The organism is Allobosea lupini (genome assembly GCF_900109525.1).
GTDB classification, from domain to species: domain Bacteria; phylum Pseudomonadota; class Alphaproteobacteria; order Rhizobiales; family Beijerinckiaceae; genus Allobosea; species Allobosea lupini.
In genome coordinates this window covers 31,767-53,928 of record NZ_FOAN01000004.1, presented here as the reverse complement: position 1 = coordinate 53,928, position 22,162 = coordinate 31,767, and the positions used below count along the sequence as shown (strand labels likewise).

Sequence of the window (22,162 nt, the reverse complement as noted above, 5' to 3'; positions counted from 1 at the left end):
CCAGCTGGCTGCACTTGCGGAAACCTGCCGCCTCGAGCTGTCGGGGAAGGTCGGTCGCAGGCCGAGACGGAGCGGGATGTGATGACGGCAGAATCGGTTTGCTTCGCCGCCTTGCCGGCCGCGCTGCCGGCCGCGCTCGCTCAAGCGAGTGCCGGCGAGGACGTCACGCAGCGTCGCCTGGCGCTCTCCGAAGCGTCCGGCGTGGACGCGCGCGAGGTCGATGCGAGCTTCCTGGCGCCGCGCCTGCTGCCGCGCCTGTTCCGCGATCCCGGCCAGGTGGCTTCGCAGGCCCAGGCGACCCTGCTGGACGCTGCGCGGCTGGTCGTCCTCCTGCCGGTGGGGCGTTATGACGACGGCGTCTGGGCCCCGATCATCGAGCGCATTCTGTCGGGGCTGGAGGCCGCGGCAGCGCGTCCGCGCGAGATCGTTCTGGCCTGGAGCGGGGTCGAGCCTTTCCTGGCGCCATTCGGTCGCCGGGCGCAGGAGGTCTGGAACGATCCCCGGCTCGTGCCGGCCATGCTCGGTGTGCTGGAGCGGTCCGCGCGCTCGCTTCCCGCGGTGCTCGACGCGGCCGCCAATGTCCGTCGTGGCTTGATCCGGTTCGAGCCGGCGCAGGATGCGGGACCGGCGCGGGCCGCGCTGGCGCTGGCCTGAATCCATAGGCTGGCGACTACTTCCAGACGAGCGCGTTGGCGAGGTCGCGACGGCCGCATTCCAGCGACATGGCGTTGACGGCGGCGCGGTAGCCCTGCAGCGAGTAGATCACATGCGCCGGCCGGCCATCGGTCGCCGTACCCTGGATCTCGAGCGTGGTGCCTCTGTTGTAGCCGGCGACGGCATCCATATCGAGGATAGGCTGGCCGTTCGAGCCCTGCTTCGTCGGGCGGATGAAATTGCCCGCGGCGGTCGGGACAGCGTTGAGCCGGCGCACCATGCCACCACCTTCCCGGATCACCGCTTCGAACGGCGTGTTCGGCTTGTAATAGCGCTTGTCCTCGATCAGGTGCTGGAGATCGCCGTTGCCGACGCCGGCGCTGCTCGCCTGCAGCAGGATGAACGGGGCCTGCTCACGCCAGTAGCGCGGCCCGGCTTCCTGCGCGGCCGTATAGGCATAGCAGGTGCGCTGGCCGGTGCGCGGGTCCTCGGAGACGCTGGCATACCAGTCCTGGAACCGCCGCAGCAGCCGGCCGGGCGCCTCCGGCATCAGCATGTCCCTGGTGTCGATGGCGCGCGCACGCAGCTGGAAGTCCTGCGCGACGGGACCGGCGCTGGCGACCCGGATCGTGTATTCGCCAGGGCCTAGCTTGTAGCGCCGCAGGTTCGGCCGGCTCGGATTGACGATGTGGATGGTCTTCAACACGGCGTTGTTGCGGCCGAGCACGTCGACGGGCACGGCCGGGTGCGGTCCGCGGACGCTGGCGGTCGGGATGTCGACCTCGACATAGGATTCCTGCGCGACCAGGAACGGATACTGTTGCAGGGCGCGGCCGCCCTCGATCCGGGCATTGACCCGCATCGGCGTCTGGTCAAGCCGGGGCGTCTGGGTTTCCGGACCGAGCGCTGCCCATTGCTGCATCGTCGGCAACTCGTCGAGCGCGACCAGCCCATCCTCGGAGACCGGCGTCGTGTTCCGGCGATTGACGCTGACCGAGATGCGGTAGCCGAGCGGGCGCGGATCGACCGTGACCATGCCCTCCCAGCGCTTGTCCTCGGCGCTTGCCGGGTCGTGTGCGATGACTAGGGAAACGTGGCGCTCGGCCCGGATCTTGGTTTCCTTCTCCTCGGCGTTCTGCTTGCTCAGCGCACGCCGCAGCTTGTCGGAGAAGAACTCCTGCCAGCCGGGGCTGACCGGCAGCCCGCTCAGCATCCTGACCGACAAGGTCATCGGATTGCCGGTGTCGACCGAAGCCGCCCAGACCCCGGCGGCGACCTTGTTGAAGAGCTCGTCGGTCGAGCTGTATTCCTCGCCGATGAAGTCCTGGGAGACAGGGAACGGGTCGAGGCTCGGCGAGCAGCTCTCATAGCCGTTCCAGCCATGCGCCGACAGGTTGAAGCGCGTCGCCGCGCCGGCCTTGTAGCCGGAAGCCCGGACCTCGAGCTGGATCTTGCTGAGCTGTTCCTTGTTGTCGCCGGCCAGCGGATTGTCGAGGACGCCAGTGTCGACGATGCCCTTGATCGGGTCGATGTCGAGCCAGGGCGCCATCGTGATGCCCGGGATGTTCGAGAATGCAGCCCGGATCTGCTGCATGATGTTGTTGCCCTGGTCGGTCGTGAAGGCGTCGCGTGTCGCGGGCCGCGAGGCGATGCCGATGGTGACCGGCAGCTTGAGCTGTGGGCATTGCTGCTGGATGCGCTGCCAGAGGATCTGGGCGGCCGAGCCGAACGGGTTGTACGGATCGAAGCCCGCCATCATCTGCGTCTGCGCCGTAGCCCCCATCGGCGCCGCCGCCACGAGGCAGGCAACCGTCAGGCAAAGGGCTCGTTTTCTCAGCGCTCGCGCAGTCATCTCGGTTCGATACTCATGGGGTCCTCCCTCGCAGGCGAGGGAGGACCGGTTCTCGTTTCGCCGCGGCTCAGATGCCGGACGCTTCGTTCGTCGCCAGGTTGACCTCGACCGTGTCGGTACCGGCGGCCTTGCCCTCACGGGTCACGCTGCGCTCGACGACGCGGATGCGCTGGCCCTGGCTGTTGTTGTAGGTGCGCACGGTGCGGGCGCGGACCGTCACGGCCTGGCCGCTCGAGTTGCGGAAGCTCTGGACGTTCGAGCCGCCCGAGCGCGCAGCGATGTAGGCGGCCTCGCGGGCGCGCTCCTTCTCGATCGCGTCGGCGATGACGAGACCGGCGACGCCGCCGATCAGGGCGCCGATCGCCGCGCCGCGCCAGCCACCGGCCGCGCCGCCGATCAGGGCGCCAGCGCCGGCGCCGAGCGCGCCACCGGCCGCGACGCGTTCCTGGGATCCCGTGCAGCCGCCGAGCGCGAGCGCGCCCGCGACGAGGATGGTTCCGGCCTTCAAGGTCTTGGCATGCATTACGTCACCCCAGTAAAAAGTTGCGTCCAAAATTGATGGTGCCAGCAATCTGGTAGCCCTTGCCCCCGGCAGAGCCGGTTTCGCAGAACCGGACAGGACCACGCGGCACCACACCTGGCATCTCTTCCATATTGGCCTTTTCTGGGCAAGAGCCGCCGCACTTTGTCACGATTCTGCCAAGTTCTAAATTGTTCGCGGTCCAGTCATGGGTCGAAGAGCCAAGAATGACAGGGCTCCGCGGTGCTTCGCATTGCGGCTGTTGCGCCGCACCCAACGCCACCGGCGCGACATCTTTAAAAACATCGGGTTCATCTTTAGCGCTTTTCCGGCTCCTGTGGTTAATTCGCCGCGGTCGGCTGCGGCCGTTGTTATCCCCGCCGCGCGGTGATGCGCATCGGCATGCCTCGCCCCGGACGCAGCGTGATACGCTGGACCGGCATCGGTGCCTCCGCTCCTGCATACACGAAGCGCAGCCGCCGCAGCAGCGTGGCCAGGACGATCACCGCCTCGATCATGGCGAATTGCTGGCCGATGCACACCCGCGGGCCGGCGCCGAAGGGCAGATAGGCATAGCGCGAGATGCCTTCGCGGGCGCCAGGCAGGAAGCGCTCTGGCCGGAACTGCTCCGGAGCCTGCCAGAGCGTCTCGTGCCGGTGCAGCAGATAGGGCGAGATCACCACCAGCGCACCTTTGGGGATGACGCACGCGCCGGCCATGTCGTCGGCCAGCGCCGTGCGCGACAGCGACGGCACCGGCGGGTAGAGCCGCATCGCCTCCTCGATCACGGCGCGGGTGAGCGCCAGCCGCTCCCCCGTCAGGGCGGCAGCGGCGAGATCCTCGCCGGCGGCGTCGATCTCTGCCTCCAGCGCGTCGCGCACATCCGGTGCGAGCGATGTGAGATAGAGCGACCAGGTCAGGGCGTTGGCGGTCGTCTCATGGCCGGCGCCGATGAAGGTGACGATGTTGGCGCCGACCTCTGCGTTGCTGAGGCCCGTCCCGGTCTCGGGATCGCGGGCGGCGAGGAGGGCGTCCAGCAGGTCCGGCTTCTCCGGATGCCAGCTCCCACCGGCATGCAGCGCCTGCCGCTCGGCGATGATCGCCTTGACCTGCGCCTCGAAGAACGAGATCGCCGGGCGCGCCATCCAGCGGCCGATCCGCGGCAGCCAGGAGGGTGCGCCGAGCACGTCGAGCGGGTCGATCCGCCCCTGCGTCTCGAAATAACGGGTCAGGGCCTTGCCGAAGGCATCGGCGCCGCCGGCGATCGCGTTCGAGAACATCGTCTCGGCGAGGATGTCGTAGGTGACGCGGGTCATATCGGCGGATATGTCGACGATGCGGCCGCTGCGCCGGCGCGCCATGCGCATGACGGTCCGCTCGGTCGGCGCCGTCATGCGTTCGGCCAGCGCCGCGACCCTGCGCGGCGTGAACAGCGGCGCCAGCGTCCGCCGCGCCCGCTTCCAGGCCTCGCCCTCCGCCGTCAGCAATCCTTCGCCGAGACCAGGGGCGAGGACGGCGCGCTGCAGGTCGTCCTTGCGGTAGTTCGCTGCGTTCTCGACCAGGACATGCCGGACGGCGTCCGGATCGGAGATGACGACGCCGTAGCCGAAGAGGCCTTCGCCGGCGACGATCGGCTCGCGGAAATGGCGCGTGCGCCAGATCGTCAGCGGGTTGCGGCGTAGGCGCAGCAGCAATTCGAGCCGGCCGAACTCGCGCTCTTCCGGCACGGGGGCGGGCGGCCGGCGTCGACGGGTCTGCGCGGCCGGCATGGCCGCATCGGCTGCGCTCATGAGATCTCTCCTTATGCAGACGAGTCGAGCTGGCCGATCGGAACCGGCTCTGGGGCGGACAATCTCCTGCCGGTTTCAGGCTTTCCGAAGGCGCAAGCCCCGTGCCAGTCCGATCTGCGATTGTTGCAATGCAGAGAATAATCCAGGTAATCTTGTGCAGTGCACAATAAGTGCTATTTTAGGCATCCAAGGAGCCATCGAGATGCCCGAATACAAGAATCCCCCGCCGCGCATCCTGCGCCCGCGCAAAGAGCTGCCGACCCTCGAAGAGGCGGTGACGGCGGCGCAGTGCATGAGCGATTCGCCGGAGCAGCAGGCCGAGCTCGCCGCCCAGCTGATGGGCGTTACCGTCGCCGAGGTCGTGCCGCTGATCCGCAAGGCCGCGCACCGCACCACGGTGATGACGCCGAACCGGTCCGTCGTGGTCGTCCGCCGGCCGACCCGCACCTTCTCGCCGCGCCTCGCCGAGGCGATGCGGCGCTGAGCGGCGCTGCCGACGACACGTTCTTCCCGTATCGGCGAATGCCGGGGGCCTGGAAAGGCTTCCGGCATTTTGCTTTGCGGCGTCTCAGTTCGGCGAGCCGATCGTATCGAGGATCGGGCAGTCCGGCCGCTTGTCGCCATGGCAATGGCTGGCGAGATGACGCAGCGTCGCCGCCATCGCCTGCAGGGCGGCCGCCTTCTCCTCGAGCTCGGCGACATGCTTCAGCGCCAGCGTCTTGACGTCGGCGCTCGCCCGCGAGCGGTCGCGCCAGAGCGCCAGCAGCGCCGCGGTCTCCTCGACCGAGAAGCCGAGGCTGCGGGCACGGCGCACGAAGCGCAGCGTATGGACGTTCGGCTCGGCATAGACGCGGTAGCCAGATTGCGAGCGCGCCGGCGGCTCGATCAGTCCGATCTGCTCGTAATAGCGGATCATCTTGGCGCTGACGCCGGAGGCTTCGGCTGCTTGTCCGATGTTCATCCCATCCTCCCGTAAGCTGAAGCCGGGTCCGGGGTCGGCGCTGCGGCGATGTCCTGCCGCGCCGAAAAGCGGCGCAGCCTCAGTGCGTTGGCCAGCACGCTCACGCTGGAGAAGGCCATGGCGAAGCTGGCGAAAACCGGCGACATCAACACGCCCCAGAGCGGATAGAGCGCGCCGGCCGCGACCGGGATCAGCAGCACATTGTAGCCGAAGGCCCAGCCGAGATTCTGGCGGATATTGGTCATCGTCGCCTTGGACAGGCCGATCGCTTCCGGCACGTGACGCAGGTCGCCGGAGATCAGCACGATATCGGCGCTCTCGATGGCGATGTCGGTGCCGGCGCCCATGGCGATGCCGATATCGGCCTGTGCCAGGGCCGGCGCATCGTTGATGCCGTCGCCGACGAAGGCGACCTTGCCGCCACCTGCCTGCAGGCGCGCGACGATCGCCGCTTTGTCGGTCGGCAGCACCTCGGCCTCGACCCCGTCGATGCCGAGCCGGGTTGCGATCGCCTCGGCGGTGGCACGGTTGTCGCCGGTCACCATGACGATGCGCAGGCCGAGCGCCCTGAGTGCCGCGATCGCCGCCGAACTCCCCGGCTTGACCTGGTCGGCCACGGCGACAAGGCCGGCGATGCTCCCGTCGACCGCGACATAGAGCGGGCTTTCGCCGTCGCGAGCCGAGGCTGCAGCCTTCTCGGCGAAAATCCCGGTGGCGACGCCGCGCTCCGCCATCAGCCGGGCCGAGCCGACCAGGACCTCGCGCCCCTCGACCCGGGCGGAGATGCCGAGACCGGGCTCGGCCGTGAAGTCCACCGCCGGGGCGAGCTCGAGGCCGCGCCGTTTCGCCTCGGCGACGATCGCCTCGGCGGAGGGATGCTCGGAAGCACTCTCTGCGGAGGCTGCGAGGCGCAGCGCCTCGTCCTCGACGAAGCCTTCAGCCGGGGCGAAGCGCGTCACCTCGGGCCGGCCCTTGGTCAGCGTGCCCGTCTTGTCGAAGGCGATGGTCGAAACCTCGCTCAGGCCCTGCAGTGCTGCGCCCTGGCGGAACAGGATGCCGAGCTCGGCGGCGCGCCCGGTGCCGACCATGATTGAGGTCGGGGTCGCCAGGCCCATGGCGCAGGGGCAGGCGACAATCAGCACCGCCACACCGTTGACCAGTGCATAGGTCAAGGCAGGCGAGGGGCCGAAGGCGAGCCAGGCCGCGAATGTCAGCAAGGCGACGGCAATCACCGCCGGCACGAACCAGTTGGTGACGCGGTCGACCAGCGCCTGGATCGGCAGCTTGGCGCCCTGCGCCTGCTCGACCATGCGCAGGATCTGGGCGAGCAAGGTATCGGCGCCGACCTTCTGCGCCCGAAAGCGCAACGCGCCGTTGCGGTTGATCGTGCCGCCGATCACAGCCGAACCGACGCTCTTATGAGCGGGAGCCGGCTCGCCGGTCACCATGGCTTCGTCGACATAGGAGGCGCCTTCGACGACCTCGCCATCGACCGGGATCTTCTCGCCCGGCCGCACCAGCACGAGATCGCCGACCCGGACATGCTCGATCGCGACCTCGCTCTCGACGCCGTCGCGCAGCACGCGGGCCGAACGCGCCTGCAATTGCACCAGCCGCTTGATCGCCTCGCTGGTCCGACCCTTGGCGCGGGCTTCGAACCAGCGCCCGAGCAGGATCAATGTGACGATCACTGCGCCTGTCTCGAAATAGGTGTAGTCGGTGCCATCGGGCAGCCAGTCCGGCGCGAAGGTCGCGACGACCGAATAGGCATAGGCCGCGCCGGCGCCAAGCATGACCAGCGCGTTCATGTCGGGTGCAGCCCGCAGCAGCGCCGGCCAGCCCTTCAGGAAGAAGCGCAGGCCCGGCCCGAACAGCACGATGGTGGTGAGGCCGAAGGCGATCAGCTTCAGCACGAAGGCGTCGATGCGGGCGTGAAGCCAGTGATGGAAGGCCTCGCTCAGATGCGGCCCCATCTCGAGCACCAGCAGCGGCAGGGTCGCCAAGGCCGCGACGACGACGGCGCGGAACAGGGCGGTCCGCTCGGCCTCGCGGCGGGTAGCGGCGGCATCGCCATCGTCGCTGCGTCCCTCGCCGCGCGGCCTGGCCTCGTAGCCGGCTGCCGCGACGGCGGCGACGAGCGCCGGCGTGATGGCGCCGTCTGCGGCCCGGACGGTCGCCTGTTCGGTCGCGAGATTGACGTCGGCGCTCAGGACGCCCGACACGGCACGCAGCGCCTTCTCGACCCGGCCGACGCAGGAGGCGCAGGTCATGCCGGAGATCGCCAGCACGATCGTCGTCGCGCCCGGCTCGTAGCCGGCGCCGCGGATCGCCTCGGCCACCGCGCCGATGTCAGCCCCGGCAAGCGTCACGCGCGCCTTGCCTGTCGCCAGGTTGACCTCGGCGCCGTTCACGCCGGGGATCGCGGTGATCGCCTTCTCCACGCGCCCGACGCAGGAGGCGCAGGTCATCCCGTCGACCGGGATATCGATCACGCTGAGCCCGCTTGCTGGCGCTTCATGCTTCGCATGCATCGTCATGACGCATCACCTTCCTTCTCTCGTTGGAAGATGGCTACACCTTCCCATCATGGGAAGGTCAAGCGGTTGCTTTTCTGATGGCCGCGATGGCTCGGTCGGCTTCCTGTCAGGCAGAAACCGGGTGTCGCAAGTCGCTGCCGACGCGTTCCATCATCGCCAGCAGAACCGGTGAAGGACGCGGAACATGGCGATGGCGGCACTCCGTAAGACGCATGGGCTGGCGATGAATGAGGTCGCCGCCGCCCTCGACTGGCCGCGGATCGAGAACGAGCTCGACGAGCACGGTGTCGGCCTGACCGGGCCGCTGCTCGATGCCGGCGCCTGCGCTGCGCTACGCGCACTCTATGCCGAGGCCCAGCGTTTCCGCAGCCGCATCGTCATGGCCCGCCGCGGCTTCGGCCGCGGCGAATACCAGTACTTCGCCCAGCCATTGCCCGAGGTGATCGCGGCGTTGCGCCCTTTGATCTACGGCCGGCTCGCGCCGATCGCCAATCGCTGGAATGCGGCGCTCGGCATTGCCCAGCGCTATCCGGACGCGCTCGACGACTTCCTGGCGCTCTGTCATGCGCAAGGCCAAGAGCGGCCGACGCCGCTGCTGCTGAAATATGGTGCCGGTGACTACAACTGCCTGCACCAGGACCTTTATGGCGACCTGTTCTTCCCGTTTCAGATGGTGATCCTGCTTTCCGAGCCGGGGAAGGATTTCACCGGCGGCGAGTTCACTCTGGTCGAGCAGCGCCCGCGTATGCAGTCGCGGCCCGAGGTGGTGCCGCTTAGGCAGGGCGAGGCGGCGATCTTTGCCGTGCAGCACCGGCCGGTCCAGGGCACGCGCGGAACCTATCGCGTCAATCTGCGCCATGGTGTCAGCCGGGTGCGCTCGGGCGAGCGCTACACCACCGGGCTGATCTTCCACGATGCGCGCTGAACCAGGCCGTCAGGGCGCCTTGAATGTTAGGCCCCGGAGGATCGCGCCGAGCGCCGGCTCGTCAACGAGATCGGCCGCATCGGCCTGGGTGAACCACTGGTTCCGCCGCTGGTCCTGCTCGGGCCAACTCGCGAGCTGATCCTTCACCGCGAGCGGGTAGAGCCTGACCTTGCACAAGACGAAGTCGCGGGTGCGCCGTTTCCAGTAGGTGTAGCGGCCGACGGGCTTCTTGCCGATCTCGCCGATGAGGCCGGCCTCTTCCATGGCTTCGCGCGCCGCCGCCTCATGGCCCTTCAGCCCGCGGATCGGCCAGCCCTTGGGCACGATCCAGCGCTGCGTCTCGCGGGTCGTCACCAGCATGATCTCGACAGCACCGTCCTGCCGGTGACGATACGGGATCGCACCGATCTGAACTTTTGGCTCGCCCGCCTTCTTTCCGACGCTCGCCTTTGCTGCCCTTGCCGACTTCCCCATGCGCCCTCCGGCGGCAGCATATGGTGATTCGGGGGGGCGCTTGCCAGTCAAATTTGTAGCCGGCAATGCTTTCAGGCTCAGCGCGCCGTCGGCGAGGCTTTGCGGAGGCTTCTGCCGGGCCGGTATTTTCCTGTCCTGGACGGGGTGATGCCGGCGCCGTAACGGGCGGCGCCGGTGGCCTCGAGCCGGCACCGCCCGTCGCAGACCGGAGCGGCCGGGCTCGCGTGGTCTCTCAGAGCTTCTTGCCGTCTTTGTCGAACTGCTTGAGGAAGGCGGTGAGATCGGCGATCTCCTTGTCGTTCTTGATGCCGGCGAAGACCATCTTGGTGCCGGGGATCTTGGCCTTCGGGTCCTTGATGTATTCGGCGAAGACGGCCTCGTCCCAGGTGATGTTGGCACCCTTGTTGGCTGTCGAATAGCTGTAGCCCTCGACTGCGCCGGTATGGCGCCCGAACAGCCCGTTGAGCTGCGGGCCGACCAGGTTCTTGGCGCCTTCGCCGACCTGGTGGCAGGCCCGGCACTTGTTCCACGAACGCTCGCCGGCCGAGACGTCCTGGGCCCGGGCGGGGGAGGCAGCCATCGCGGCAAGGGCGAGCAGGGTAGCGCTGGCGATCAGTCTCATAGGGCAGTCTCTCCTCAGCTTAGACTCCTTCTGAGATAGCGCAGCCCGCTCCTTTGGATACAGGGGCAGTTCGTCGCGGTGCGCTACAGCGCCCCGATCCACTCGGCGACGTTGGCGGTGAAGGCGTCGGGCCGGGAGATCGGGAAGAAGTGCCCGCCGGTATCGAGCAGCGTCTTGCGCGCTCCGGGCATGGCGGCGGCGAGCTCCTCCTGCAGGAAGGCGGGCACGATCATGTCGTCGCGCGTGCCGAGGATCAGGGTCGGCGGGGAAAGCTCCCCGGCCCAGGCCGAGGCGTCGAAGGCACGCAGCGCATCGATGCGTTCGCGCACCACCTGCTTCGCTTCGGGGGTGTCGGGCGCGGTCGCGACGGCGGTCTCGTAGACGTTCCAATGCGCCTCGAGCCAGGTCGGAGGATAGGCCATCAGCGCGGCGGTCGCCGCATAGGCGCGCGGGTGCTGATCGAGAATGGCGAGGCGGGTCTCGAACAGCGCGGTCATGTAGCGGTTCTGCTTCAGCCAGCTGCCGCTGAGGATCAGCCCGTCGAGCCGCTCCGGCGCCTGGCGTGCCAGCGCAAGGCCGATGCAGCCGCCGGTCGAGTGTCCGAGCACGGTGGCGCGTTCGACGCCGGCCGCATCGAGCACGGCGAGGCAATCTCTCGCCAGCTGGTCGATCGTGCAGGGCGCACTGCCGCGATCGCTGGCACCGATGCCGCGCTGGTCGAAGCGCAGGACCTGGAAGGAGCGGGCGAGCGTCGCGGCATTGTCGTCCCAGAAGGCGGCGCTGCCGGCGAGCCCGCTGACGAGCAGCACTGGGCGGCCCTGACCCTGCGAAACAGCCCGCAGCACGGCGCTATCGGGCAGCATCACCTTGAATTCGCCGGTGACCGCGACCCCATCGGCTGCGTTGGTCGGGGCAACATCGGAAGGGTCGTTCTGGTGCCGTCGCGCTGGTGTCATGGCAATCTGTCCTCTTGCGCGGGAAGGCCGGCTGATTGTCGAGGGATGAGCGCGGGATCATTCGGCGCGCATGCGAACGGCGCCTTGATCTGGATCATGGACGTCGTCCGCCGCTGCGGACCGGATACGGTGCCGAACAGGACGGTCCTGCTGGCGGCTTGCCCTGCCATGCCGACCTCCCTTGCGTTTCCCCATGCGATTGATCGTGCCGAGGAGGCAGCGTTGTCCAGCTGCCTTTGTTCATGGCAGTATTGGCTTAGACGCAGATCGGGCTACCGGGAAAGAGCGTTGTTATGCGTTTTGTGCATGGTGATGCGGCTACAGGCAGTTGACCCAGAGCACGCGGGTGATGCCGTCGTGCTGGTTGGCGAAGCGATGCGGCCGGGAGGAGAGGAAACGGAAGCTGTCGCCCTCGCGCATGACCCAGCTCTCGTTCTCGACATTCAGCAGCATGGCGCCGCTCAGCACGAGGCCGGCTTCCTCGCCGTGATGAATGTAGTGCTCGTCGCCGGTGCTGGCGCCGGGCTCCATCTCGACGATGAAGAGGTTGAGCTTGGCGCCTTCCGCCTGCGGGGTCAGCAACTGCTTGCGGATGCCGGAGCGCCAGAGCTGCAGTTCGCCGCGGTCCGGCTGGCGCACGATGGTGGCCGTCGGGTCGGCCTGCCGCTGATCGGTCGGGAAGAGCTCGGAGATTGCGGTGCCGAGCGCGTCGGCGACGGCGGCGAGCACGCGCAGCGTCGGCGAGGACAGGCCGCGCTCGATCTGGCTGAGGAAGCCGATCGACAGTCCGGTGCGGCTCGCAAGCTCTTCCAGCGAAAGCCGGCGCGCACGCCGGAGCTGGCGCAGCCGCGCCCCGATCTCACGGTCGACATGCAGATGCGGCAGGTCGGCGGCAGGCAGGCTCATCGCGATTCCTTCTCGGCTTATTTCATGTGCATGAAAATCGCTTGCCGGCAAGATCGTCCTATGCTCGTATCTTCATACTCATGAAAATATGAGCCGGCGCCTGCCCGGGCGTACGGACAAATGAGGGGACATTGCCATGGAACGCCGGACCTTCCTGACCCTGTTGGCTGGAGGCGCTGCCGCTGCGGCCGTTTCGCCGGCCGCCGCCCAGTCCGTCCTCAAGGTCGGCTCGACGCCGACCGGCATGCCGTTCACCTTTCTCGACACCAAGACCAACACGATCGAAGGCGTGATGGTCGACCTGGTCAAGGCGATCGCCGCTGCTTCGGACTTGAAGGTCGAGGTCGAGGGCATGCAGTTCTCGACGCTGGTCGCCTCGCTCACCGCGAACAAGATCGATCTGATCTCGGCGGCGATGTACATCACCCCGGCCCGCAAGGAGGTGATCGACTTCTCCGACCCGATCTATACGTATGGCGAGGGTCTGTTGGTCCCGGCTTCGGACAAAAAGGACTATGTCGAGCTCGCCGACATGAAGGGCTACACGGTCGGCGCCCAGATCGGCACGGCCTATGTCGATGCGCTGCAGAAGACCGGCCTGTTCCCCGAGGTGAAGCTCTACAAGACCTCGCCGGACATCCTCGCCGACGTCAATGCCGGCCGCGTCCAGGCCGCTTTCGCCGACGCGCCGATCATGGCCTACACGCTGAAGCAGGGGCAGTTCCCGAACGTCCGGCTCGTCAAGTCCTACAAGCCGATCATAACCGGCTCGGTCGGCATCGGTGTGCGCAAGAGCGACGGCGAGTTGCTGAAGAAGGTCAATGCTGGCCTCGCCAAGGTCAAGGCGGACGGCACGCTCGACAAGATCCTGGCGAAGTGGGGCCTGGAATAAGCCTTCCCGCGGCGCTCTGGCTTCGCCCCGCCGCCAGGCGGCGGAGCGAAGCCTGCAGCGTCTTCGCGACCACCCCGTCGAAGCTGACCTTGTGATGCAATCCTTCCTGCGCGATGCCGCCCAGTTCCTGCCGCTGCTGCTGCAGGGACTGAAGTTCACTGTCCTCGTGACGCTCGGCTCGCTGGCGCTATCGACCGTGCTCGGCCTGGTCTGGGCCCTGATGCGCGTCTCGGGCGTGGCGCCGCTGGTGCTGGTCGCCAAGCTCGTCGTCAACACGCTGCGCGGCATCCCGATCCTGGTGCAGCTCTTCTACATCTACTTCGTCTTCCCGGAGTTCGGCCTCGCGCTGAGCGCGCTGCAGGCGGCGATCCTGGGCCTCGGCATCGCCTATTCCGCCTATCAGGCCGAGAACTTCCGTGCCGGCATCGAGGCGATCGACCACGGCCAGGTCGAGGCGGCGCAGTCGATCGGCATGGGCTGGCTCCTGATGATGCGCCGGGTGATCCTGCCCCAGGCGGTCAAGGTCGTGCTGCCGCCCTATGGCAACATCATGATCATGATGCTGAAGGATTCCTCGCAGGCCTCGACCATCACCGTCGCGGAGCTGACCTTGCAAGGGTCGCTGCTGGCGTCCTCGACCTTCAAGAACATGACGGTCTACACGCTGGTGGCGCTGCTCTATCTGTCGATGAGCCTGCCGCTGATCGCTTTCGTCGGCTGGCTCGAACGCCGCTTCGGCAAGGGAGCCAGGCGATGATCGAGCTCTCCGGCGTCACCAAGAGCTTTGGCTCCCATCAGGTGCTGAAAGGCATCACCGGCAGCGTCCAGCGTGGCGAGGTCGTCTGCCTGATCGGCCCCTCCGGCTCTGGCAAGTCGACGATCCTGCGCTGCATCAATGGGCTCGAATCCTATGACGGCGGCGCGATCACGGTCGATGGTGCCAAGGTCGACCGCGCCGATCGCTCGATCGTCGGCATCCGCACCGCCATGGCGATGGTGTTCCAGCGCTTCAACCTGTTCCCGCACCGGACCGCGCTCGAGAACGTCGTCGAGGGTCCGATCCATGTGAAGAAGGAGCCGGCGGCGCAGGCGCTGGCGCGCGGCCGCGATCTGCTCGCCCGCGTCGGTCTCGCCGACAAGTTCGAGGCGTATCCAGCCCAGCTTTCGGGCGGCCAGATGCAGCGTGTCGCCATCGCCCGGGCGCTCGCCATGCAGCCCAAGGCGATCCTGTTCGACGAGCCGACCTCGGCGCTCGATCCCGAACTGGTCGGCGAGGTCCTTGGCGTGATGAAGAGCCTCGCCGAGGAGGGCATGACCATGCTGGTCGTCACCCACGAGATGGGTTTTGCCCGCGAAGTCGCCGATCGCGTCCTCTTCCTCGATGGCGGCGTCATCGTCGAGGAAGGCGCAGCCCGCGAGGTGCTGAGCGCGCCACGCAATCCGCGCACGCAGGATTTTTTGCGCCGCGTGCTCAAGCCGATCTAGGAGATATCGAGATGGCCGAGCCTTTTCCGCTGCAGCCTTCGCTCTGGCATGCGACGGCTCCGGTAGCGCCGCAGACGCCGCCGCTCGCGAGCGATGCCCGCGCCGATGTCTGCATCGTCGGCGCCGGCTATGCCGGCCTCTCGACCGCGCTGCATCTCGCCGAAGCCGGCGTCTCCGTCGTCGTGCTGGAGGCGCGCGAGCCGGGCTGGGGCGCGTCTGGCCGCAACGGCGGCCAGGTCATCCCCGGCATCAAATACGACCCCAGCGAGATCGTCTCGAAATATGGGACCGAAGCGGGCGCGGCCCTGGTCTCCTTCGTCGGCTCGACCGCCGATCTCGTCTTCGGGCTGATCGAGAAGCACGGCATGGAGGTGCCGCATCGCCGCGCCGGCTGGATCCAGGGCGCGCATACGCCGGCCATGGTCGAGACGGTGAAGCGCCGGGCCGACGAATGGGCGATGCGCGGCATCGCCGCCCGCTTCCTCGACGCCGATGCGGTCGGCCGCCTGATCGGTACGGACCGCTATCTCGGCGGCTGGCTCGACCCGCGCGGCGGCGGCGTCCAGCCGCTCGCCTATGCCCGCGGCCTCGCCCGTGCGGCGCAGAAGGCGGGGGCCGCGATCCATGGCCAGAGCCCGGTGACCGACTTGCGCCGCAATGGCGGCAACTGGGTCGTGCGCACCGCGCAGGGCGCCAGCGTCACTGCGCCGCGCGTGGTGATCGCGACCAACGGCTATACCGGCGACCTGATCCCAAAGCTGCGCCAGACGGTGATCCGGCCGAACTCCTTCATCGTCGCGACCGAGCCGCTCTCCGACAATATCGCCGGCACGATCCTGCCGGGGGGGCAGGTCACCTCCGACACCCGCCAACTCCTGCTCTATTTCCGCAAGGACCACACCAATCGCCTGCTGATGGGCGGGCGCGGCCCCTTCCGCGAGCCGCGGGACGCCGCCGACTGGTCTCATCTGGAGCGTGTCATCGGCAAGATGTACCCGCAGGCCAAGGGCCTAAGCTTCGACTATCGCTGGTGCGGCCGCGTCGCGCTGACCCGCGATTTCCTGCCGCATCTGCACGAGCCGGAGCCCGGCCTGCTCGTCGACATCGGCTGCATGGGCCGGGGCGTCGGCCTGCAGACGGCGATGGGCCGGGCGATGGCGCTCTATCTCTCGACCGGCGACAAAGCGAGCCTGCCGTTCCCGGTCGTGCCGATCACGCCGCTGCCACTGCACGCGCTGAACGAACTCTACGTCTCCGCCATCATCGCCTGGTATCGCCTGACCGATGGCGGCATGAAGGACCGCGCCGCTTGACCTGCGCTGGTTACTGACGCAGGGCGGGGACATGAGCATCGTCCTCGCCTGCGATCTCGGCGGCACCTCCTTCCGCGCCGCCCTCGTCGATGACACCGGCGCGATCCGCGCCCAGCACGCCATTGCCGGGCCGGCGAGCCGCGATGATCTCTCAGGCGCCTCGGAAATCGACGCCGAAGCCTGGTGGAAACTTCTCGTAGAAGCCTGCATCGCATTGGCGGCCGAAGCGCCGGCGCTTTTCGAGGCGATCGGCGCCGTCGCAATCTGCGGGGTCACCCGTACGCAGATCTTTCTCGACAAGGACGGCCGGTCGCTGCGCCCGGCGATGACCTGGAAGGATACGCGCTCCGACGCGCTTGCGGGGCGCTTGCGTGAGGCGCTCGACGCAGCCCATCCGGAGAGCGCCGGGGTCAACGCGTTCCATCCGCTGGCGCGCCTCGCCTGGCTGCGCGAGCAGGAGCCGGAGGTTTTTGGCAAACTCGCCTGCCTGCTCGAGCCGAAGGACTACCTGAACTTCCGCCTGACCGGCCGGCAGGCGAGCGACCCCGTCTCGATGGCGCGATTGCTGGCCGCGGCAGCTTGGCATGAAGGCAGCCATCTCCTGGCGGCTGTGGGCATCCCGGCTGCGATCCTGCCGGCGATGCTGGAGCCCTGGGAGCAGGTCGGCCCGGTCCAGCACGGCCTGCCCGCGCCGCTCGATCGTCTCGCCGGCAAGCCGGTGTTCTGCGCCTCGAACGACACCTGGGCGGCGGTGGTCGGCCTCGGCGCCATGCGCGACGGCTTCGCCTACAACATCTCCGGCACCACCGAGGTGCTCGGGGTGGTCGGCCGCAAACCGGCACGGGCGGAAGGCCTCCTCACCGTCGACTGGCGCGGGCTGTTCCAGCTCGGCGGCCCCAGCCAGACCGGCGCCGATACCGTCTCCTGGCTGCTGGCGCTGCTCGGCCGCGATGGCGCAGCCGTCGGACAGGAGATCGACGCGCTGCTCTCAGGGTCGCGCCAGCCGCAGCCGCTGCTCTTTCTGCCCTATCTCCAGGGCGAGCGCGTGCCCTATTGGGACCCGTCCTTGCGTGGCGCGCTCGTCGGCTTGAATCGCCGGCATGGACCGACCGACCTGGCCTTCGCGGTGCTGGAGGGCGTCGCCTGCCTCAACCGGATCGTGCTGGAACGGGCCGAAGCCGCGCTCGGCAGCGCTGCGAGCGAAATCCGTTTCGGCGGTGGGGCCGCCGCCAATCCGGTCTGGAGCCAGATCAAGGCCGACCTCTGCGGTCGCCCGGTCGTCGTGGCAGCCTCGAAGGAACCCGGTCTGCTCGGCGCAGCGATCATCGCCTTCGCGGGGCTCGGCCGTTTCGGCTCGCTTGCTGAAGCCCAGCAGGCGCTCGTCACGGTCGCCCGCCGCTTCGAGCCCGATCCCGCTCGCAAGCCGGCCTATGATGCGCTTTTCGCCTTGTTCCGCCGGGCCGAGATGGCGCTGGCGCCGATCTCCCGCGATCTCGTCGTTGCTGCGCAGGATGGTGAGCCGCTCGCTGGTCTCGCGCGCCATGCGTCTGCGGCCGCAGACCTGCACGCCGATTGACGTTGCGGCTGGGGCGCTTGCGCCTTACCCAGATGGAACAAATCTCCCGAGAGAGGTCCATGCCGCGTTCCTGCCGCGCCGTCGCGTTTCGTCTCTTCCCGGTCGTCGACAAGGCCGGCTGATGCCCAAGCCCGTCACCCTGATCACCGGCGCCTCCGGCGGCATTGGCGGTGCGCTCGCAATGACGCTGGCTCCCGGGCATAGGCTCGTCCTGTCGGGGCTGGAGGCCGACCCGCTGGTCGAGCTCGCCGATCGCTTGCAGGCCGAAGGCGCCGACGTCGCCGCGATGACCGGCGATGTCCGGGACCGTGATCTCGCCGGTGCGCTGGTCGAGCTGGCCGTGGAGCGCTTCGGCCGCCTCGACAATCTCGTGACCGGCGCCGGCGCCTCGCGGCCGGTGCCACTGGTCGAGATGGAGGACGAGGAATGGGACAAGCTCGTCGACATCAACCTGTCGGCCGTCTTCCGCGTCTCCAAGGCTGCCGCCCGGCGCATGATCGAGCAGGGCGAGGGCGGGGCGATCGTCCACATCTCGTCGATCGCGCATAGCAATGGCGGGGCGAACCTTGCCTATGGCTCGGCCAAGGGTGGCGTGGCGACGCTGACCTACGGCATGGCCCAGCAGCTCGGCCGCCATGCCATCCGCGTCAACGCGGTCGCGCCGGGGATCATCGACACGCCGATGGTGCGCGGCGGCTTCGCCAGTCAGTTCAATGCGCTGGTCGAAGGAGCCTCGCAGCGTACCCCGCTCGGGCGGCTCGGCCGTCCCGAGGATGTCGCGGGCGTCATCGCCTTCCTGCTTTCGCCGGCGGCGGCCTTCGTCACCGGCGCGCTGATCCCGGTCACCGGCGGCATCGAGATCCTCTCGCCGATCTCGGCGATCGCCAAGGGAAACGCCTGACGATGCGCGAGATCATCGGCCGCTACGGCACCGCGCTCGCCGGCCTCGTCCTGATCGTCTTCTTCGTCGCCTTCGCGCCGAACTTCGCGACGACGATGAACGTCATCAACGTGCTGAAGGATACGAGCTTCCTCGCCATCCTGGCGCTCGGCTTCACGCTCGCCCTGATCGTCTCCGAACTCGACCTCTCGATCGCCGAGGTCGCGAGCCTGTCCGCCGTCGTCACCGGCTGGCTCATCCAGGGACAGCAGCATCCCGCGCTCGCCGTCACAGCGGGGCTGCTGGTCGGGCTCCTCTGCGGCGCGGCCAATGGCTATGGCGTCACGGTGCTGCGCGTGCCCTCGCTGATCATGACGCTCGGCATCGCGGCGATCGCCAAGGGCTTCGCCTTCATGATCACGCAGGGCGTCGCCTTCGTCGGGCGCTGGCCGACCGGCTTTACCGGGCTGGCGCGCGGCTACAGCTTCGGCATCCCCAATCTCGTGCTCTGGCTCACCGCGGTCACGCTCCTGACCTATGGCCTGATCAAATGGACCCGCACCGGCGCCCATATGGTCGCGACCGGCGAGGCTGACGAGGCGGCCCGGCTTTCCGGCATCGCCACCAGCAGGATGAAGCGCATCGGCCTGCTGCTGACCGGGCTCTGCGCCGGAATCACCGCGGTGCTGCTCGCCGCAAACCTGTCCTCCGCCGCGCCGAACATGGCGGGCGACTACCTGCTCTATGCCATCGCCGCCGTGCTGCTGGGGATGACCATGTTCGAGCCCGGCAAGCCGAACATTCCCGGCACGGTCTTCGCCGCTCTGGTGCTGAAGGTGCTCGGCAACGGCTTGGTGCTGATGGGCGCAGCCTATTACGTTCAGGACATCGTTCTCGGCGTCATCATCATCGGTTCGGTCGCCTTCTCGGCCAGCGCGTTGAAGAAGGCGGCGTTCAAGGTCTGACAGTTCACAACGACAACGAGGGGAGAGGTCGTCATGGTCGGTTTGAGGAAGGTTCTGCTGGCGGCGGCCGCCGTCGTCGCGATGGTTCAGGGGGCTGGGGCCTTCGAGCTCGGCGTGATCGGCTTCCAGTTCTCGTCGGAGACGCATGCCCGCGTCGCCAATGCCGCCGCCGCGGCAGCCAAGGCCAAGGGCTGGAACGTCACGCTGCTGAACTCGGAAGGGGCGCTGCCCAAGCATGCCGAGCAGTTCGACGCGCTGATCGCCAAGAAGGTCGATGCGATCATCATCGCCATGGGCAAGCCGGTCGAGGCCGACGCCCAGTTCAAGGCGGCCAAGGACGCCAAGATCCCCGTCATCACAGTGCAGTCGGGTTCAAGCCCGCATGCGCTTTTCGATATCCAGACCAACGAGTACAAGGTCGGTGCCGAGGCCGCGCTCTATCTGCTCGGCCAGCTCGGCTACCAGGGCAACATCGTCACCGCCCGCTTCGACCTCAACGTCGCCTCGCGTATCCGCGGCAAGCTGCTCGACGTTGTGCTTTCCGAGAACCAGGCAGTGAAGGAGCTCGGCAAGTTCTCGATGGCCCGCACCCAGAGCTGGCGCGACGATGTCCGCGCCGGCATGCAGGCGCTGCTGCTGCAGAACCAGGGCAAGATCAACGGCATCTGGGCCTCGTTCGACGGCCAGGCCTACATCATCGACGACCTGCTGCAGGCTCAAGGGATCAAGAAGGGCCAGATCCCGCTGGTCTCGGTCGATGGCGGCAAGGAGACCTATGCCCGCATCGCCGACCCGGCCTCGACCTTCACCGCCACCGTCTCGATCCCGTTCGAGGAGATGGGCAAGCAGGCGGTCGACGCGATCCAGGCGATCGTCGTCGACAAGAAGCCGAAGGAGACGATCACTTCGGGCCCGTATCTCTTCACCGACGCGGTCCTGGTGGACAAGAACAACGTCCAGCAGTTCCTGAAGTGAAACCGTCGCTCCGCCCAAGCGCGCATCCCTTCTCCCCTTGGGGGAGAAGGTGTCTGCGAAGCAGACGGATGAGGGCGGTACGACTGGGTACGATGGTAGTCGGCTCGCGCCTGACTTCCCTCATCCGTCAGCGCTGCGCCCTGCCACCTTCTCCCCCGAGGGGAGAAGGAAGGAGAGCTTCCCGATGACCGCCACCCCTCTTCTCTCGCTTCGCGGCATCGGCAAGAGCTACGGCCCGGTCGTGGCGGTGCGCGAGGTCGATCTCGACATCTTTGCCGGCGAGGTCGTCGCCATCTGCGGCGACAACGGCGCCGGCAAGTCGAGCCTGATCAAGGTGATCTCCGGGGCCGAGGAGGCGACCTCGGGCACGCTCCAGATGCGCGGCAAGACCGTCGTCTTCGCCTCGCCGCATGATGCGCTGAGCCATGGCGTCGCGACGATCTACCAGGACCTCGCTCTGGCGCCGCGGCTCTCGATTGCCCAGAACGTCTTCATGGGCTCGGAGCTGACGCGGCCGCTGCTGCTGCCCTTCCTGCGCGTCCTCGACAAGAAAAGGATGGCGCAGGAGGCGCGCGGCTTCCTCAAGCAGCTCTCGGTCACGGTCGAGGACATGGACCGGCCGGTCGAGCGGCTGTCGGGGGGGCAGCGCCAGGCGGTCGCGATCTCGCGCGCTTTGCGCTGGAAGGCCGAGATCATCATCATGGACGAGCCGACGGCGGCGCTCGGCGTGAAGGAAACCGCCCTCGTCCTCGACCTGATCCGCAAGCTCAAGGCCGACGGCAGGACGGTGCTGCTCATCAGCCACAATATGCGCGATGTCGTCGCGCTCGCCGACCGGGTGGTGATCATGGGCGCTGGCCGCAAATATGTCGACCAGCCGCTCGGCGACCTCTCCGCCGACGATCTCAGCCGCATGATCATGGCCGGCAACGCCAGGGCGGCCTGAGATGGCCGGCGAAACGATCGTCATCGACACCGATCCCGGCCAGGACGACGCGGTCGCCCTGCTGCTCGCCTTCGCCAGCCCGGAACTCGACGTCAGGGCGATCACCACCGTCGCCGGCAATGTCCCGCTGGCGCTGACCACGGCGAACGCGCTGCGCATCCGCGAGCTCGCCGGCCGTGAGAACGTGCCGGTCCATGCCGGGGCCGACCGGCCGCTGCTCTTCCCGCTTTCGACCGCCGAATTCGTCTGCGGACCCGATGGGCTGGCAGGCGCCGACCTGCCGCCGGCTCGCGGCAAAGCTAGCCCAATCCATGCCGTCGACGCACTGATCGCGATCTTGCGCGCGGCGCCCGACGACAGCGTCACGCTCTGCCCGCTCGGCCCGCTGACCAATCTCGCTTTGGCCTTCCGGCTGGCGCCGGACGTGCTGCCCAAGGTGAAGCGCATCGTGCTGATGGGCGGGGCGCTGGCGCTCGGCAACATCACCCCGGCGGCCGAGTTCAACGTGCATGTCGATCCGCACGCCGCCGCGATCGTCTTCGGTTGCGGCCGGCCGATCGTGATGTTCGGGCTCGGCGTCACGCATCAAGCGGTCGCCTCACATGAACAGGTCGCGCGCCTGCTCACGTTCGGCAACGCGGTCGGCAAGGTCGTCCACGGCATGCTGACCCGTCCGCGACCCGGCGGGCTCGGCACCGCCGGCCATCCGATGCACGACCCTTGCGTGATCGCCTTCCTGCTCTGGCCGGAACTCTTTACGGGGCGCGACTGTTTCGTCGAGGTCGAGACTGGCGATGGCCCCTTGCGTGGCCGCACCACGATCGACTGGAACGGCCGTCTCAAGCGGCCGGCCAATGCCCATGTCGTCGCGAGCGTCGAGGCGGACGCGCTGTTCCAGCGCCTGTTCGACCGGCTCGCGACGTTGCCCTGACT

At 68.0% G+C, this 22,162-nt stretch carries 22 protein-coding genes; 13 read left to right on the top strand and 9 right to left on the bottom strand.

Annotated elements, in window-relative coordinates; all coding sequences use genetic code 11:
* Positions 1 to 81 precede the first annotated feature (81 nt).
* On the top strand, positions 82 to 654 hold the full coding sequence (locus BMZ21_RS12915; RefSeq protein ID WP_091834578.1) for a hypothetical protein: 573 nt from the start codon (positions 82 to 84) through the stop codon (positions 652 to 654).
* Between the two features lie 16 nt (positions 655 to 670).
* Here BMZ21_RS12915 and BMZ21_RS12910 read toward each other — a convergent pair whose 3' ends face one another.
* From BMZ21_RS12910 to BMZ21_RS12900, 3 genes are all read right to left on the bottom strand, one after another.
* Positions 671 to 2,437: a hypothetical protein gene (locus BMZ21_RS12910; protein WP_143079702.1), complete on the bottom strand. Its 1,767-nt coding sequence runs from the start codon at positions 2,435 to 2,437 to the stop codon at positions 671 to 673.
* 136 nt (positions 2,438 to 2,573) lie between these two features.
* Entirely contained in the window at positions 2,574 to 3,029 is a 456-nt protein-coding gene (locus BMZ21_RS12905) for a glycine zipper domain-containing protein (RefSeq protein ID WP_091834572.1), read from the bottom strand.
* A gap of 368 nt (positions 3,030 to 3,397) precedes the next feature.
* Complete coding sequence (locus BMZ21_RS12900; protein WP_091834569.1) at positions 3,398 to 4,816, bottom strand: cytochrome P450; 1,419 nt, start codon at positions 4,814 to 4,816, stop codon at positions 3,398 to 3,400.
* Positions 4,817 to 5,018: 202 nt separating this feature from the next.
* Between BMZ21_RS12900 and BMZ21_RS12895 the strand changes: the two genes are divergently transcribed.
* Positions 5,019 to 5,300 (top strand): hypothetical protein, encoded by a 282-nt coding sequence (locus BMZ21_RS12895; RefSeq protein WP_091834565.1) that lies wholly within the window; start codon positions 5,019 to 5,021, stop codon positions 5,298 to 5,300.
* An 84-nt stretch (positions 5,301 to 5,384) separates the two neighbouring features.
* Here the strand turns inward: BMZ21_RS12895 and cueR are convergent, their stop codons facing one another.
* Together cueR and BMZ21_RS12885 are read right to left on the bottom strand one after the other, a co-directional pair.
* On the bottom strand, positions 5,385 to 5,777 hold the full coding sequence (gene cueR, locus BMZ21_RS12890) for a Cu(I)-responsive transcriptional regulator (RefSeq protein ID WP_091834562.1): 393 nt from the start codon (positions 5,775 to 5,777) through the stop codon (positions 5,385 to 5,387).
* Positions 5,774 to 8,314, bottom strand: a complete 2,541-nt coding sequence (locus BMZ21_RS12885; RefSeq protein WP_208862278.1) for a heavy metal translocating P-type ATPase — start codon at positions 8,312 to 8,314, stop codon at positions 5,774 to 5,776. Before BMZ21_RS12885 ends, cueR begins: the two co-directional genes overlap by 4 nt.
* Before the next feature lie 184 nt (positions 8,315 to 8,498).
* Here BMZ21_RS12885 and BMZ21_RS12880 point away from each other — a divergent pair, with 184 nt between their 5' ends.
* A complete protein-coding gene (locus BMZ21_RS12880; RefSeq protein ID WP_208862277.1) occupies positions 8,499 to 9,239 on the top strand; it encodes a 2OG-Fe(II) oxygenase in 741 nt (246 codons plus the stop codon).
* A gap of 9 nt (positions 9,240 to 9,248) precedes the next feature.
* Here BMZ21_RS12880 and BMZ21_RS12875 read toward each other — a convergent pair whose 3' ends face one another.
* From BMZ21_RS12875 to BMZ21_RS12860, 4 genes are all read right to left on the bottom strand, one after another.
* On the bottom strand, positions 9,249 to 9,713 hold the full coding sequence (locus tag BMZ21_RS12875) for an NUDIX hydrolase (RefSeq protein ID WP_091834559.1): 465 nt from the start codon (positions 9,711 to 9,713) through the stop codon (positions 9,249 to 9,251).
* A gap of 232 nt (positions 9,714 to 9,945) precedes the next feature.
* Positions 9,946 to 10,335, bottom strand: a complete 390-nt coding sequence (locus BMZ21_RS12870; RefSeq protein WP_091834556.1) for a c-type cytochrome — start codon at positions 10,333 to 10,335, stop codon at positions 9,946 to 9,948.
* Positions 10,336 to 10,418: 83 nt separating this feature from the next.
* Positions 10,419 to 11,291, bottom strand: a complete 873-nt coding sequence (locus BMZ21_RS12865) for an alpha/beta fold hydrolase (protein WP_244543834.1) — start codon at positions 11,289 to 11,291, stop codon at positions 10,419 to 10,421.
* A 318-nt stretch (positions 11,292 to 11,609) separates the two neighbouring features.
* A complete protein-coding gene (locus BMZ21_RS12860) occupies positions 11,610 to 12,197 on the bottom strand; it encodes a helix-turn-helix domain-containing protein (protein ID WP_091834554.1) in 588 nt (195 codons plus the stop codon).
* 136 nt (positions 12,198 to 12,333) lie between these two features.
* Between BMZ21_RS12860 and BMZ21_RS12855 the strand changes: the two genes are divergently transcribed.
* The 10 genes from BMZ21_RS12855 to BMZ21_RS12810 all read left to right on the top strand — a co-directional run bounded on the left by BMZ21_RS12855 (position 12,334) and on the right by BMZ21_RS12810 (position 22,160).
* Positions 12,334 to 13,089, top strand: coding sequence for a substrate-binding periplasmic protein (locus BMZ21_RS12855; RefSeq protein WP_091834550.1), 756 nt, complete (start codon positions 12,334 to 12,336; stop codon positions 13,087 to 13,089).
* A 94-nt stretch (positions 13,090 to 13,183) separates the two neighbouring features.
* Positions 13,184 to 13,846: an amino acid ABC transporter permease gene (locus BMZ21_RS12850; RefSeq protein WP_091834547.1), complete on the top strand. Its 663-nt coding sequence runs from the start codon at positions 13,184 to 13,186 to the stop codon at positions 13,844 to 13,846.
* A complete protein-coding gene (locus BMZ21_RS12845) occupies positions 13,843 to 14,574 on the top strand; it encodes an amino acid ABC transporter ATP-binding protein (protein WP_091834544.1) in 732 nt (243 codons plus the stop codon). Before BMZ21_RS12850 ends, BMZ21_RS12845 begins: the two co-directional genes overlap by 4 nt.
* Positions 14,575 to 14,585: 11 nt before the next feature.
* Positions 14,586 to 15,887 (top strand): NAD(P)/FAD-dependent oxidoreductase, encoded by a 1,302-nt coding sequence (locus BMZ21_RS12840; protein ID WP_091834541.1) that lies wholly within the window; start codon positions 14,586 to 14,588, stop codon positions 15,885 to 15,887.
* Positions 15,888 to 15,918: 31 nt separating this feature from the next.
* Entirely contained in the window at positions 15,919 to 17,463 is a 1,545-nt protein-coding gene (locus tag BMZ21_RS12835) for a xylulokinase (RefSeq protein WP_091834538.1), read from the top strand.
* Between the two features lie 121 nt (positions 17,464 to 17,584).
* On the top strand, positions 17,585 to 18,364 hold the full coding sequence (locus BMZ21_RS12830) for an SDR family NAD(P)-dependent oxidoreductase (RefSeq protein WP_167561631.1): 780 nt from the start codon (positions 17,585 to 17,587) through the stop codon (positions 18,362 to 18,364).
* Positions 18,365 to 18,366: 2 nt separating this feature from the next.
* A complete protein-coding gene (locus tag BMZ21_RS12825) occupies positions 18,367 to 19,308 on the top strand; it encodes an ABC transporter permease (protein WP_091834532.1) in 942 nt (313 codons plus the stop codon).
* A gap of 33 nt (positions 19,309 to 19,341) precedes the next feature.
* Positions 19,342 to 20,283 carry a sugar ABC transporter substrate-binding protein gene (locus tag BMZ21_RS12820; protein WP_091834529.1) on the top strand — a complete coding sequence of 314 codons (942 nt, stop codon included), beginning with the start codon at positions 19,342 to 19,344 and terminating at the stop codon, positions 20,281 to 20,283.
* Between the two features lie 184 nt (positions 20,284 to 20,467).
* The gene (locus tag BMZ21_RS12815; RefSeq protein WP_091834526.1) at positions 20,468 to 21,229 is read left to right on the top strand and encodes an ATP-binding cassette domain-containing protein; all 762 of its coding nucleotides are present in this window, start codon (positions 20,468 to 20,470) and stop codon (positions 21,227 to 21,229) included.
* Position 21,230: 1 nt separating this feature from the next.
* A complete protein-coding gene (locus BMZ21_RS12810) occupies positions 21,231 to 22,160 on the top strand; it encodes a nucleoside hydrolase (protein WP_091834522.1) in 930 nt (309 codons plus the stop codon).
* The last annotated feature ends 2 nt before the right edge of the window (positions 22,161 to 22,162 follow it).